Origin of the sequence: Streptomyces naganishii JCM 4654, assembly GCF_014650575.1 — a bacterium.
GTDB classification, from domain to species: Bacteria; Actinomycetota; Actinomycetes; order Streptomycetales; family Streptomycetaceae; genus Streptomyces; species Streptomyces naganishii.
This window is the reverse complement of sequence record NZ_BMVF01000026.1, coordinates 87071-101148: the sequence shown is the minus strand read 5'-3', so window position 1 is coordinate 101148 and position 14078 is coordinate 87071. Positions and strand designations below refer to the sequence as shown.

13 protein-coding genes are annotated in these 14078 nt (G+C 73.2%); 7 read left to right on the top strand and 6 right to left on the bottom strand.

The window, feature by feature from the left end:
- Positions 1–5: 5 nt before the first annotated feature.
- The 4 genes from IE217_RS31730 to IE217_RS31715 form a co-directional block, all read right to left on the bottom strand.
- Positions 6–596: a TetR/AcrR family transcriptional regulator gene (locus IE217_RS31730; protein ID WP_190181406.1), complete on the bottom strand. Its 591-nt coding sequence runs from the start codon at positions 594–596 to the stop codon at positions 6–8.
- Positions 597–694: 98 nt separating this feature from the next.
- A complete protein-coding gene (locus IE217_RS31725; RefSeq protein WP_190181405.1) occupies positions 695–1666 on the bottom strand; it encodes an aldo/keto reductase in 972 nt (323 codons plus the stop codon).
- A 213-nt stretch (positions 1667–1879) separates the two neighbouring features.
- The gene (argH, locus tag IE217_RS31720; protein WP_190181404.1) at positions 1880–3313 is read right to left on the bottom strand and encodes an argininosuccinate lyase; all 1434 of its coding nucleotides are present in this window, start codon (positions 3311–3313) and stop codon (positions 1880–1882) included.
- A 92-nt stretch (positions 3314–3405) separates the two neighbouring features.
- Complete coding sequence (locus tag IE217_RS31715; protein ID WP_190181403.1) at positions 3406–4599, bottom strand: argininosuccinate synthase; 1194 nt, start codon at positions 4597–4599, stop codon at positions 3406–3408.
- A gap of 264 nt (positions 4600–4863) precedes the next feature.
- Here IE217_RS31715 and IE217_RS31710 point away from each other — a divergent pair, with 264 nt between their 5' ends.
- Together IE217_RS31710 and IE217_RS31705 are read left to right on the top strand one after the other, a co-directional pair.
- Entirely contained in the window at positions 4864–5745 is an 882-nt protein-coding gene (locus tag IE217_RS31710) for a hypothetical protein (RefSeq protein WP_190181402.1), read from the top strand.
- A 143-nt stretch (positions 5746–5888) separates the two neighbouring features.
- Positions 5889–6515, top strand: a complete 627-nt coding sequence (locus IE217_RS31705; protein WP_190181401.1) for a pyridoxamine 5'-phosphate oxidase family protein — start codon at positions 5889–5891, stop codon at positions 6513–6515.
- A gap of 1 nt (position 6516) precedes the next feature.
- Here the strand turns inward: IE217_RS31705 and IE217_RS31700 are convergent, their stop codons facing one another.
- Positions 6517–8058: a sensor histidine kinase gene (locus IE217_RS31700; RefSeq protein WP_190181400.1), complete on the bottom strand. Its 1542-nt coding sequence runs from the start codon at positions 8056–8058 to the stop codon at positions 6517–6519.
- A 2-nt stretch (positions 8059–8060) separates the two neighbouring features.
- Positions 8061–8792 carry a response regulator transcription factor gene (locus tag IE217_RS31695; RefSeq protein ID WP_190181399.1) on the bottom strand — a complete coding sequence of 244 codons (732 nt, stop codon included), beginning with the start codon at positions 8790–8792 and terminating at the stop codon, positions 8061–8063.
- 260 nt (positions 8793–9052) lie between these two features.
- Between IE217_RS31695 and IE217_RS31690 the strand changes: the two genes are divergently transcribed.
- The 5 genes from IE217_RS31690 to IE217_RS31670 are packed head-to-tail and all read left to right on the top strand — an operon-like array spanning position 9053 to position 14046.
- Positions 9053–10408 (top strand): ferredoxin reductase family protein, encoded by a 1356-nt coding sequence (locus tag IE217_RS31690; RefSeq protein ID WP_190181398.1) that lies wholly within the window; start codon positions 9053–9055, stop codon positions 10406–10408.
- Between the two features lie 22 nt (positions 10409–10430).
- Positions 10431–10949, top strand: a complete 519-nt coding sequence (locus IE217_RS31685) for an FMN-binding protein (RefSeq protein WP_190181397.1) — start codon at positions 10431–10433, stop codon at positions 10947–10949.
- A 59-nt stretch (positions 10950–11008) separates the two neighbouring features.
- Positions 11009–12391, top strand: coding sequence for a ferredoxin reductase family protein (locus IE217_RS31680; RefSeq protein WP_190181396.1), 1383 nt, complete (start codon positions 11009–11011; stop codon positions 12389–12391).
- Between the two features lie 28 nt (positions 12392–12419).
- Positions 12420–13253, top strand: a complete 834-nt coding sequence (locus IE217_RS31675) for an FMN-binding protein (RefSeq protein WP_190181395.1) — start codon at positions 12420–12422, stop codon at positions 13251–13253.
- A 55-nt stretch (positions 13254–13308) separates the two neighbouring features.
- Entirely contained in the window at positions 13309–14046 is a 738-nt protein-coding gene (locus IE217_RS31670) for an FAD:protein FMN transferase (protein WP_373298173.1), read from the top strand.
- Positions 14047–14078: the final 32 nt, after the last annotated feature.

Below are 14078 nucleotides of genomic sequence, written 5' to 3'. Positions count from 1 at the left end.
CCTCCTCAGCCGATCTCGCGGTCGCGGCTTGACTCCTTAGGCACGTGAGATGTCTCTCTCCGGAGTGCGCCGCCGAGCAGCAGCTCGGCGACCATGGTGGGGAAGTCGCGGGCGGCCACACGGCCGTCCTGCACGGCCCAGGCGCCCGAGGCGATCAGGCCGTAGAGCGCCTCGGTGAGCCAGGCCGGGGTGAGTTCGACACGGAACTCGCCGCTGTGGTGGCCGCGTTGGAACACCGCGCCGATACGGGCGTCGAGGTGGGCCCAGCCGTCGTTCTGCGGTTCGCCCTCCCACAGCTGGCTCTCGCCGTAGAGGAAGGCGAGCAGGCCGGCGGCGGGCTGGAGCTCGCGCACGAGTCTGCGGACGGCGTCGCTCGCGGGCCCCTCGTCGGGCCGTGCGGCGTCCACGGCCGCCTCGCACTCCTCGATGCCCAGCGACTCCAGCGCGCGCACGAGCGCGTCCCGGCCCGCGAAGTGGCGGTGCAGGGTGGCCCGGCTGATCCCGGCCGCCTTGGCGACCTCGTCCATGGTGGCGGTGGACTTCCGGGTGAGCAGGTCGGCTGCGCTGCGCAGCACGTGTTCGCGGTCGACGGCCATGAGACAACAGTACCGCACATGAGACGTTGATGTCTCATTTCTAGCGTGCGGGTCTCATAGGCGGGGGTTCCGCCGTGTGTCAGACGTGTACCGCCGGCTCAGTGCCAGGGCAGCCGTGCGCGCCGCTCCCAGTAGACGTGCGGGTCCTCGGCCAGCGCGTCGAGGCGGGCGAGCCGGTCCTCGTCGAGGTCGACGGCCGGGGCGTGCAGGTTGGAGGCGAGCTGGCCGAGCGTGGCCGCGCCGGAGAGGACGACGCCGGCCCACGGGCGGCACAGGACCAGGGCGAGGGCGACCGCGTCGCAGCCGAGGCCGGTCTCGTGGGCCACGGACCGCAGTGCCTCGGGCGCCTGCGGCCCGGCGAGCCGGCCGTTGGCCATGCCCTCCTTGACGATCACCGTCAGCCCCGCGTCGTGCGCCTCGGCGAGCGCGGGCCCGGCGGAGGTCTCCAGGACGTTGTACGTCGACTGGACGGTACGGAAGAGGGGCTCGCCGTCGACGGTCACGGTGAGGGCGGCCCGGATGGCGTCGGCCTGGGCCGGGCCGCTGGTCGAGAAGCCGACGGTGAGACCCTGGGCGGCGGCCTCGGCGAGCCGGGCGTGCAGCTCCTTGTCGGTGAGGGCCGGGCTGTCCGGGGTCACCGAGTGGATCTGGTACAGGTCGAGGCGGTCGCCGAGCAGTTCCGCGCTCTCGGCGCGCTGGCGCTCGTAGGCGGCCAGGCTGTGGTCCTTGACCTCGTGCCGCTCGGCGTCGGTGGTCCAGTCCGCGGTGTAGGTGTAGCCCCACTTGCTGCCCACGACGACGTCGTCCGCGTCGGGGCGGGCGGCGAGCCACCCGGCCAGGAACTCCTCGGAGCGGCCGTAGGAGCGGGCGGCGTCGAAGTAGCGGACGCCCTGCGCGTAGGCGGCGTCGAGGAGCTGGTGGGTGCGGGAGCGCAGCGCTTCGACGCTGCGGTCCGCTCCGAGGTCCTCGTCCCGGCCGAGGTTGATGTAGCCGGGGCGGCCGATGGCGGCGAGGCCGAGGCCGATGTGGCAGGTGGGGGTCGTCGCTGTTGCCAGTCGGGCGAAGGGCATCGCGGGCTCCGTCGGTCGGTCCGGTTCGGCGTTCCGACCAACGTAGCCCGTGACTGTGCTTCGGGTTCGCCCGAAGGCTCGGGCCTTGGGGTGGTTTCGCGGGTACGGGCGCGTTTCGCGGCTGTGGGGGTGCGCGTTTCGCGGCTGTGGGGGTGCGGGTGCGCGCGGGGGCGCGGGTGCGTTGTGGCTTGCCGCGCCGTTCCCCGCGCCCCCTCAGGCTCGCTGCCGGGCCGTCGCCCAGGCGTGCTGGTCGGCCACGTCCCGCTTCACCTCGGTGAGCTGGATGGCCACCGCGCTCGGGGCCGTGCCGCCCCTGCCGTTGCGGGAGGCGAGGGCCCCGGGGACGTTCAGGACCGTGCGCACCTCGGGGGTGAGGTGGGGGGAGATCTTCGCGAACTGCTCGTCGGTCAGCTCGTCGAGCTCCTTGCCCTCGGCCTCGGCGGCCTTCACGCACTCGCCGGCCACCTCGTGGGCCACCCGGAAGGGCACGCCCTGCCGGACCAGCCACTCGGCGATGTCGGTGGCGAGCGAGAAGCCGGCCGGGGCGAGCTCCTCCATGCGCTCGCGGTGCACGGTGAGGGTGGCCATCATGCCGGTGAAGGCGGGGAGCAGGATCTCCAGCTGGTCGCAGGAGTCGAAGACGGGCTCCTTGTCCTCCTGGAGGTCGCGGTTGTACGCGAGCGGGAGGGCCTTGAGGGTCGCCATCAGGCCGGTCAGGTTGCCGATCAGGCGGCCGGACTTGCCCCGGGCCAGCTCCGCGATGTCCGGGTTCTTCTTCTGCGGCATGATCGACGAGCCGGTGGAGAAGGCGTCGTGCAGGGTCACGAAGGAGAACTCCTTCGTGTTCCAGATGATGACCTCCTCGGCGATCCGGGAGAGGTTCACGCCGATCATCGCGGTGATGAAGGCGAACTCGGCGACGAAGTCGCGGGAGGCCGTGCCGTCGATGGAGTTGGCGGCGCTGCCGTGCTCGAAGCCGAGGTCCTTCGCCACCGCCTCCGGGTCCAGGCCGAGGGAGGAGCCCGCGAGGGCGCCCGAGCCGTACGGCGAGACGGCGGTCCGCTCGTCCCACTGGCGCAGCCGCTCGGCGTCCCGGGACAGTGACTGGACGTGGGCGAGGACGTGGTGGGCGAACAGGACCGGCTGGGCGTGCTGGAGGTGGGTCCGGCCGGGCATGGCCACGTCCGGGTGGGCCTCGGCGAGGCCGATGAGCGCGTCCTGGAGGTCGGCGATCAGGCCGCCGATGATCCGGGCGTGGTCGCGCAGGTACATGCGGAAGAGGGTGGCCACCTGGTCGTTGCGGGAGCGGCCGGCGCGCAGTTTGCCGCCGAGGTCGGGGCCGAGGCGCTCCAGCAGGCCCCGCTCGAGGGCGGTGTGGACGTCCTCGTCGGCGATCGTGCCCGTGAAGTCGCCGGAGACCACGTCCGCCTCGAGCCGGTCGAGGCCGTCCAGCATGCGGGTCAGCTCGTCGTCGGTGAGCAGACCGGCCTTGCGCAGCACGCGGGCGTGGGCGCGGGAGCCGGCGATGTCGTAGGGCGCGAGCCGCCAGTCGAAGTGGACGGACGCGGACAGCTTCGCCAGGGCCTCGGCGGGACCGTCGGCGAAACGGCCGCCCCAGAGCCGTACGTCACCGCTGTTGCTGCTCACTTGCGTTGCTCCTCACAGAAGGCGGGTGGATGTGCCGCCGCCTCCCCACGGTCGCGTGCGGGGAGGCGGCTGTCAGGCGGATGCGCGTGAGGTCAGGCGAGGTCGCGCTTGGCGGCGATCTTCGACGACAGGCTGTAGATGTCGATGAAGCCCTTGGCCGCCGCCTGGTCGAAGGTGTCGCCCGTGTCGTAGGTGGCCAGGTTGAAGTCGTACAGCGACGACTGGGAGCGCCGGCCGGTGACGACGGCGCGGCCGCCGTGCAGGGTCATCCGGATGTCGCCGGTGACGTGCTGGTTGGCCTCGTTGATGAAGCCGTCCAGGGCGCGCTTGAGCGGGGAGAACCACTGGCCGTCGTAGACCAGTTCGCCCCAGCGCTGCTCGACCTGCCGCTTGTAGCGGGCGAGTTCGCGCTCGACGGTGACGTTCTCCAGCTCCTGGTGGGCGGTGATCAGGGCGATCGCGCCGGGAGCCTCGTACACCTCGCGGGACTTGATGCCGACGAGGCGGTCCTCCACCATGTCGATCCGGCCGATGCCCTGGGCGCCGGCGCGCTCGTTGAGCTGCTGGATCGCCTGGAGCACGGTGACGGGCTTGCCGTCGATGGCGACCGGGACGCCCGCCTGGAAGGTGACGATCACCTCGTCGGGCTCGCGCTCCACGGCCGGGTTCTGGGTGTACTCGTAGATGTCCTCGATCGGGGCGTTCCAGATGTCCTCGAGGAAGCCGGTCTCGACGGCACGCCCGAAGACGTTCTGGTCGATGGAGTACGGGGACTTCTTGGTGGTGGCGATCGGGAGGTTCTTGTCCTCGCAGAACGCGATGGCCTTGTCCCGGGTCATCGCGTAGTCGCGGACCGGCGCGATGCACTTGAGGTCGGGGGCGAGGGCGACGATGCCGGCCTCGAAGCGGACCTGGTCGTTGCCCTTGCCGGTGCAGCCGTGGGCGACCGTGGTGGCGCCGTGCTTCTTGGCGGCGGCGACGAGGTGCTTGACGATCGTCGGCCGGGACAGGGCGGAGACCAGCGGGTAGCGGTCCATGTAGAGGGCGTTGGCCTTGATCGCCGGGAGGCAGTACCCCTCGGCGAACTCGTCCTTGGCGTCGGCGACCTCGGCCTCGACGGCACCGCAGGCGAGCGCGCGCTTGCGGATGACGTCCAGGTCCTCGCCGCCCTGGCCGACGTCGACCGCTACGGCGATGACCTCGGCGCCCGTCTCCTCGGCGATCCAGCCGATGGCGACGGAGGTGTCCAGACCGCCCGAGTAGGCGAGTACGACGCGCTCGGTCACGGGTTTCTCCTCACAGTGCATTCGCTGACATGCATGAGTATGCAGAACTCTGCATGGTTCGTCAATCTCCGGCGGGGACGCCGGGCGGGCGAAGGGGGGCGTACGGAGGCCCGTGAGGGCGTGCGGGGCGGGTATCGAAGGGAAGTTCCGGAACTCCTTGAACGGCCGCAACCGCTTTCCCGTATCTCTCGCCGAGCGCAGGCGCCGCGTTCGCCCCCACGCACGGCACGGCCACGACACCCCCGACACGAGTGAGGCATCCGCATGTCCAGGGCTCTTGCGAAGTACAACAGGCGTCGCGTCGCGTTCATCGGCGGCGCCGCCGCGGTGGTGCTGTCCGGAGCGGTCGTCGCCGGCTCCGCCCTCGCCGGCGAGCCGTCCAAGGGCGGCGGCGCCCAGAGCACCCGGACGCTCGCGGACCCCGGCACGATCAGCTGCCCCGACGTAAGGTCCCAGCTCCCCGCGGTCCCCGCCTCCGCGCGGGCCGAGGTCGACCGCAACCTCAGCCTCCTCGACACCCAGGTCCAGGAGGCCAACACCCGCCTGAAGAACACCGTCGGCCAGGGCGGCCCCCACTTCGTCCAGAACGCGATCCTCGGCCCGCTCAAGGACAAGCGCGTGTCGACCATCGACCGCATCGCCATCGCCATCGGCCGCAAGGGGACCAAGCCGCAGGGACTGGACGCGCTGGCGCCGTGCGCCCTCGACCAGGGCGGCGCGGGCGGCTCCGCCACGGCGACGGCCGCTCCCACCGCGTCCGCCACCGCGGCCGGTCAGCAGGCGGGCGGTCAGGCGGCCGGTCAGCAGGCGGCCGGCTCCGGCGCGGCCGGCGGCTCGGGCGCGGCGACCGGCGTGGGCACGATCAGCTGCCCCGACGTGAAGTCCCAGCTCCCCGCGGTCCCCGCCTCCGCGCGGGCCGAGGTCGACCGCAACCTCAGCCTCCTCGACACCCAGGTCCAGGAGGCCGACACCCGCCTGAAGAACACCGTCGGCCAGGGCGGCCCCCACTTCGTCCAGAACGCGATCCTCGGCCCCCTCAAGGACAAGCGCGTGTCGACCATCGACCGCATCGCCATCGCCATCGGCCGCAAGGGAACCAAGCCGCAGGGACTGGACTCCCTGGCCGCCTGCACGCTCACCAAGTGAACGCGGTGAGGTGACAGGCAGCCGTGGCCGCCCCGAAGCAAGCGCCGGCCGGGGCGGCCACGGTGCGGGGCCCGCGCGCCGCACGGGCACGGACCGCGTAATTCCTTAGACAGCCGAAAGAATCGCGCCGATAATGGCTGGACATGGGAAAGACGTATGAGCGCATCGACGGCAGGCTGCGGACGTTCATCGAGCAGCAGCCCCTCTTCTTCACCGCGACCGCCCCCCTGTCCGGCGACGGCACGGTCAACCTCTCCCCCAAGGGCCTCAAGGGCTCCTTCGCGGTGCTCGACGAGCACACGGTGGCCTACCTCGACTTCGCCGGATCCAACGCCGAGACCATCGCCCACCTGCGCGAGAACGGCCGGATCACCCTCATGTGGTGCGCCTTCCAGGGGCCGCCCAACATCGTGCGGGTGCACGGCAGGGGCGAGCCGGTCTTCCGGGACGACCCGCGCTTCCCGGGCCTCCTCGCCCGCTTCCCCGACATCGAGGCCGGCCCGCACGGGCTGCGCGCGATCATCATCGTGCGCGCCGAGCTGATCCGGGACACCTGCGGCTACGCGGTGCCCTTCATGGCGTACGAGGAGGACCGCGACCTGCACGGCAAGCGCTTCGCGCGCGAGGACGACGCCTCGCTGGGCGAGTACTTCGCCAAGAAGGACCACGTGGCCACCAGCCTGGACGGGCTGCCGGGACTGCCGCTCCCGCTGCCGCCCACGCCGGCCCCCGCCCCGGCTCCGTCCGGGTCCGCGTCCCCGGCCGCCTGACTCACCGCGCGCCGCACCGCGGCAGACGTACGGTGAACGTCGTGGCGCCCGGGCGGCTCTCCAGCGTCACGCCGCCGCCGTGCGCCTCGATCACGGCCGCCACGATCGACAGGCCCAGGCCCGCTCCCGCGCCGCCGGACGGGTCGGTGCGGCGGCGGTCGGCGCGGGTGAAGCGCTCGAAGACGCCCGGCTGGACCTCGGCGGGGACTCCGGGCCCGTCGTCGTGGACCTTCAGCACCGCCGTGGCGCCCGCGCGCTCTCCCCCGCGCTCGCGTTCGGTCTCCAGCGACACGGTCACCTTGGTGCCCTCGGGGGTGTGCAGCCGCGCGTTGGCCAGCAGGTTGGCCAGCACCTGCTGCAGGCGGTGGGCGTCGCCGGTCACCGTCACCGGCTCCTCGGGCAGCTCCATCGTCCAGCGGTGTCCGGGGCCAGCGGCCCGGGCGTCCGTCACCGCGTCCAGGACCAGCCGGGTCAGGTCCACCGGGCGCTGCTCCAGCGGGCGGCCGGCGTCCAGACGGGCCAGGAGCAGCATCTCGTCGACCATCTCGCCCATCCGGGCGGACTCGGCGGCTATGCGCTCCAGGGCGCGGGTGACCTCGGGCGGCACGGGCCCCGGGTGCAGCAGCGCGAGTTCCGCGTGGCCGCGCAGCGAGGCGACCGGGGTGCGCAGCTCGTGGCTGGCGTCGGCGGCGAAACTGCGCAGCCGCTCCTCGCTGGCGTGCCGCTTGGTCAGCGCGTCCTCCACGTGGTGGAGCATGCGGTTGAAGGCGGCGGCGAGCCGGCCCACCTCGCTGCGCGGGTCGGGCTCGGGCGCGCGGGGCGGCAGCGCGACCTCGCCGCTGGCCAGCCGCAGCTCGCTGACGCGGGTGGCGGTGGCCGCGACCCGGCTCAGCGGCCGCAGCGACCAGCGCACCCACAGGGCGCCCGCCACGCCCGTGATGGCGAGCGCCATGCCGAAGACGACGACCGCGACCAGTTCGAGCCGGTGCACGGTGGCCTCCACCGGTTCCAGCGGCAGGCCGGTGATCAGCACGTCGCCGTCCAGGCCGTGGGAGGCGGCGACCCGGTATCCGTGCAGGGCGGAGAGCTCGACGGTGCGGGGGCGGCCGTCGGCCGGTATCGCGGCCAGTGCCGCCTGGTCGTGGCCGGTCAGCCGGACGGTCAGGTCGGTGGAGTAGTCGGCGTCGGCGCCGGGGACCACGGCCGCGTTGGTGACCTTGCCGTCGAGCAGGCGCACGCCGAGGGTGCCGGATGCCTGACGGCGGGTGTCGCCGTGCTCGTCGCCGTCGTTGTCGTTGCGGGGCGCCGTGCCGTGCTCGAGGCTGGCCGGGAAACGGGCGCCGACGTCCCGCAGCTGCTGGTCGACGCGGCTGGTGAGGAAGCCGTCCAGCTCCACCACGGCGGCCACTCCGACGGCGGCGCAGCTCACGGCGAGCAGCACGACCAGTCCCGCGGTCAGCCGGGCCCGCAGGGTGCGCGGACGCGGCAGCCGGGCGAGCAGGCGCCCCGGCCACGCCACTACCGCCGCGAGCCCGCCGGCCATGCTCACCGGACCGCCGGTTTCAGCACGTACCCGGCCCCGCGGACCGTGTGGATCATCGGATCGCGGCCCGCGTCGACCTTCTTGCGCAGGTAGGAGATGTAGAGCTCCACGACATGGGCCTGGCCGCCGAAGTCGTAGGACCACACCCGGTCGAGGATCTGCGCCTTGCTGAGCACCCGGCGCGGGTTGTGCATCAGGAAGCGCAGCAGCTCGAACTCGGTCGGGGACAGCTCGATCAGCTCGCCGCCCCGGGTGACCTCGCGGGCGTCCTCGTCCATGACCAGGTCGCCGACGGTCACCCGGGGCCCGTCGGCCGGCTGCCTGGCCATCCCCGCGCGGCGCAGCAGCCCGCGCAGCCGGGCGACGACCTCCTCCAGGCTGAACGGCTTGGTGACGTAGTCGTCGCCGCCGGCCGTGATGCCCGCGATGCGGTCCTCCACCGCGTCCCGGGCGGTGAGGAAGAGCACGCAGACCTCCGGCTGCACGGCGTGCAGCTCGCGCAGCACGGCGAAGCCGTCGGTGTCGGGGAGCATCACGTCCAGGACGACGGCGTCGGGCTGGAACTCGCCGGCCTCGGCGACGGCCGTGGCGCCGTCGCCGGCGGTGCGGACCTGCCAGCCCTGGTAGCGCAGGGCGCCGGAGAGCACCTCGGCGAGGTCCGGGTCGTCGTCGACGACGAGGACCCGGACGGGCGTGCCGTCGGGGCGGGCGAGGGCGGGGCGGGGCGTGTTCATGGCCTTTCCAGCATCCCCCGGCGCGCGCGGGGTCCGCGACGGCCGTCCCTCTGAGTTTTCTGTGAGTCCGCTCTCGCCCGGACGCGCCGGGTCACCTTCCGGGCACGGCGCGTGCCACCGGGTGAGAGCCGTGTGAGCGTCCGCTCTGAGTTGCCTGTGGGGTACGCGCCGGGCCCCCGGTTTCAGAGCGGCCTCAGAGGTTCGCCCCGCACAGTGGCGGTCCGGGCAGTGGCCCCGGACCGGCGAAAGGACGCGAACACATGACGACGGTGTACGAGCGGCGGGCCGCGGCTCCGCCCGTACCGGTGGTCCGCCGGCGCTCCCCGGCGGGCGCCGTGCAGGCGCTGCTGTGGGCCGGGGCCGCGGCCGTGGTCGGCCTGTGGTGGTACGACACGTCCTCGGTCGTGGGCGCGGCGGGCTGGCTCACCGGCGCCGGGCGGATCGCCGGGCTGCTGTGCGGCTACGCCTGCGCGGTGCTGGTCGGCCTGATGGCGCGGGTGCCGGTGCTGGAGCGGGGGATCGGCTCGGACCGGGTGGCGCGCTGGCACGCGATGGCCGGCCGGTACACGGTGTGCCTGCTGGTCGCGCACGTCGTGCTGATCCTGGCCGGGTACGCGGCGCAGGACCGGGCCTCGGTCGTGCACGAGGCGGTGACGGTGGTCCTCGACTACCCGGAGATGCTGAAGGCGACGGCCGGCACGGTGATCCTGCTGGCGGTGGGCGTCACCTCCGCGCGGGCGGTGCGCCGCCGCACGAACTACGAGTTCTGGTACTACGTCCATCTGCTCACCTACGCCGCCGTGTTCCTGGCCTTCGGGCACCAGCTGGCGCTGGGCAACGAGTTCAACGGCCACGCCGCGGCCACGGCCGCCTGGTACGTGCTGTACCTGGGCGTGGCCGCCCTCGTGCTGTGGTTCCGGATCCTCGCCCCGGTGCGGCTCAACCTGCGGCACCGGATGCGGGTCGACTCGGTGCACAAGGAGGCGCCCGGGGTGTACTCCGTCGTGGTGCGCGGGCACCGGCTGGACGAACTGGGCGCGCAGCCGGGGCAGTTCTTCCGCTGGCGGTTCCTCGCCGAGGGCATGGGCTGGACCTCCACGCCGTACTCCCTGTCCGCGCCGCCCCGTCCGGACCTGCTGCGCATCACCGTCAAGGCGCTCGGCGACCACAGCGCGGCGGTGCCGCTGCTGCGGCCCGGCACGAGGGTGTGGGCGGAGGGGCCGTACGGCTCGATGACCGCCGGCCGGAGTACCTCGCACAAGTCGCTGCTCATCGCGGCCGGTGTCGGCATCACCCCGCTGCGGGCGCTGTTCGAGACGCTGCCCGGGGAGGTCACCCTGCTGTACCGGGCGCGCACGGCGGAGGATCTCGCGCTGGGCGGCGAGCTGGAGGCGATAGCGCGCTGGCGCGGGGCGCGGCTGCTGTACGCGCTGAACGGCCCGCACGGCGAGCGGCCCCGCTTCACCGTCGAGTCCCTGCGCTCGGCCGTGTACGACCTGTCCGGGCACGACGTGTACATCTGCGGCCCGCACGCCTTCGCCCAGGACCTGTACGAGGTGCTGCGCGCCGCCGGGGTGCCCGACCGGCGGGTCCACCACGAGTCGTTCGAACTCTGAGCCCAGGAACTGTGAGGCATTCGTGCACGCGTTGAAGAAGAGGAGCCCGCTGCGCCGGGTGGTGCTGGCGAGCGCCGCCACCGTCTCGGGGCTGGTGATGCTGCTGTCGCTCAAGCCGCACACGCAGCCGGAGATCGCCGCGGCGCCGGCCCCGGCCGCGTCGAGCGGGGCCGGCTCGTCCGCGGGCACCGGCGGCTCGTCGTCCGGTGGTTCGTCGGCCGGTGGTTCGTCGTCCGGTTCGTCGTCCGGCGGGAGCGCCTCCGGCACCCGGACGGTCACCGGCGAGACGGTGCAGACCCGTTGGGGCCCGGTCCAGGTGCGCGTCACGCTCAAGGGCAGGCGCATCACCGACGTCACCGCGGTCTCCTACCCCTCGGACAACCCCAGGGACCAGGAGATCAGCAGCTACGCCATCCCGCAGTTGCGGCGGGAGACGCTGGCCGCGCAGAGCGCGCGGATCGACTCGGTGTCCGGGGCCTCCTACACAAGTGACGGGTACAAGCAGTCGCTTCAGTCCGCGCTGGACTCGGCCAGGCTCTGAACACCGGACGCATCCCCCACGTATCTGTGGGCCAAGGGTCAAATCGCCACGGAGGAACCGTGACCACCACGCTCGCAGGAGGACGTGCCGCCCGGCGCCAGACGATGCGCCGGATCCGGCCGCGCCGCTCGCCCGCCGTTCCGCTGCTGCTCGCCGTATGGGCGGGCGCGGCGGCCGTGATCTGGCTGTGGTGGATGAACACCCCCTCCATCGCCGGCACGGGCGGCAGAATCCTCAACGCCGGCCGGATCACCGGCCTGCTCGCCGGCTACCTCATGGCGCTGGTCGTGCTCCAGATGGCGCGCGTGCCCGCGCTGGAGCGCCGGGTGGGCTCCGACCGGGTGGCCCGCTGGCACGCGATGAGCGGCCGCTACACGCTCTGCCTGGTCCTCGCCCACGTGTTCCTCATCATGTGGGGGTACGCGCTCCAGGCGGGCAAGTCGCTCGGCGACATCGTCCAGCAGACGATCGACTCCATCAACCAGCTGCCCGACATGGGCAAGGCTGCCGTCGGCACCGGTCTGCTGGTCGTGATCGGGCTGGTCTCGATCGGCCCGGTGCGCCGCCGGATGCCGTACGACACCTGGTACCACGTGCACCTGTTCACGTACGCGGCGGTCTTCCTGACCTTCTGGCACCAGATCACCACCGGCAACGACTTCGCGGTCGAGCCGCTGGCGAAGACCTTCTGGTACGGGCTGTACGGCGCGGTGACCGCGCTGGTGCTGTGGTACCGCATCGTCACGCCGATCCGGCTGAACCTCAAGCACCGGATGCGGGTCGAGGCGGTCATCGAGGAGACCCCGGGCATCGTGTCGGTGCTGATCGGCGGCCGGAAGCTGCACCGGATGGGCGCGGAGGCCGGGCAGTTCTTCCGCTGGCGGTTCCTGGCGCCGGGGATGCGTTTCAGCTCCCACCCGTACTCCCTGTCGGCGGCGCCCCGCCCCGGTCTGCTGCGCATCACGGTCAAGGCGATCGGCGACCACAGCGCCCGGCTGCGCGAGCTGGAGCCGGGCACGCGGGTCTGGGCGGAGGGCCCGTACGGCGCGCTGACCGCCGCCCGGCGCAGCCGCGGCAAGGTACTGCTGGTGGCCGGCGGGGTGGGGATCACCCCGATGCGGGCGCTGTTCGAGACGCTGCCCGGCGCCGCGGGCGACATCACCCTGCTGTACCGGGCCAACAGCACGCAGGACCTGGCCCTGTGGGACGAGCTGGCGAAGATCGCCGACGAGCGCGGCGCACGCCTGATGTACGCGGTGAACAGCCCGGACGGCGAACGGCCCGACATCTCGGCCGAGTCGCTGCGGCGGAAGATCGCCGACATCGACCGCCACGACGTCTTCATGTGCGGCCCGCCCGGTTTCGCGCAGTCGGTGTACGAGGCGCTGCGCGGCGCGGGGGTCCCCGCCCGCCGCATCCATCACGAGTCGTTCGAGATGTGAGCGACGGGACTTCAGGAGATCGCAAGCGATGAGGAAGAGCCACCCCATCCGGCGCGCGGTGCTGGCCGGCGCCGCGACCGTGTCCGGGATCGTGCTGCTGCTGTCGTTGAAACCGGCCTCGAATCCCGCCGCCGCCTCGGCGGCGGGCGCGGCGCCGCAGCAGACGGCGGCGGCCCAGGAGTCGCCGCAGGGCGGCAGCGGCGCGCAGAGGACGGGCACGCGGACGGTCACCGGTGACGTGGCCGCCACGCAGTACGGCAACGTGCAGGTGCGGCTGACCGTCAGCGGCGGGAAGATCGTCAAGGCGGAGGCCGTGCAGGCGCCCAAGGGCGGCCTCAGCGACCAGAAGACCGCGCTGGCGGTGCCCCGGCTCAACCAGGAGGCGGTGGCCGCGCAGAGCGCGAGGATCGACGCGGTGTCGGGGGCCACCTACACCAGCGGCGGGTACACGAAGTCGCTGCAGTCGGCGCTGGACAAGGTCAAGTCCGGTGAGGCGAAGGGCGGTTCGGCGGGAGGCTCCTCCTCGTCCGGCTCGGGCTCCGGTTCCGCCCCCTCGTCCGGTTCCGGCTCCGGCTCCGGCGCCGCCCAGGCCCGTACCGTCACCGGCAAGGTCGCCGAGACGCAGTACGGACCGGTCCAGGTGCGGGTCACCGTCAGCGGCGGGAAGGTCACCAAGGCGCAGGCCGTGCAGGCGCCCGAGGGCGGTCTCAGCGGCCAGAAGACCGCGCTGGCGGTGCCCAGGCTCAACCAGGAGGCGGTCGCCGCCGGCAGCGCGAAGATCGACTCGGTGTCCGGGGCCACCTACACCAGCGAGGGCTACAAGCAGTCGCTCCAGTCGGCGCTGGACCAGGCCGGTGGCTGAGGCCGTGGCCGAACCGGCGAACGCCCCCGCCGCGGTGCGTCACGCGGAGGAGGTCATGGGGACGGTCTTCTCCTTCGACGTCCGCGGCGGGGAACCCCGGGCGGTCCGGGCGGCGCTGCGCGAGGCGGTCGCCGAACTGCACCGCGCGGACGCGGTGTTCAGCACCTACCGCGAGGACAGCCAGGTCTCCCGGCTGGCGCGCGGCGAGCTGACCGTCGAGGAGTGCGATCCGGAGGTCGCCGAGGTGCTGGCGCTGGGCGCCGAGGCGGAGGGGGCCAGCGACGGCTGGTTCAGCCTGCGCTACCGCGGCGAACTCGATCCGACCGGGATCGTCAAGGGCTGGGCGGCCGAGCGCGCGGCCCGGCGGATCGGGGCGGCCGGGGTGAGCGGGGTCAGCGTCAACGGCGGCGGGGACGTCCAGCTGCTCGGTGCGCCGGAGCCGCAGCGGCCCTGGCGGGTCGGCGTGTCGGATCCGCTGCGTCCGGGCGGGCTGGCGGCGGTGGTCTCCTCGGCCGGGGCGGCGGAGCTGGCGGTGGCCACCTCGGGCACGGCCGAGCGCGGCGCGCACATCGTGGACCCGGGCACGGGCCGCTCCGCGGTGACCGACCTGGTCGCGGTGACGGTGGTCGCGCCCCGGCTGACCTGGGCGGACTGCTGGGCCACGGCCGCGTTCGCGATGGGCTCCCGGCAGGGCCTCGCGTGGCTGGAGTCGCTGCCGGACGTGGAGGCCCTGCTGATCACGGCGGGCGACGAGGTGCGCTGCACGGCCGGACTGGCCGCCCGGCTGGGCTGAGCCCGTACACGTACGGGAGAGGGGGCACGCCG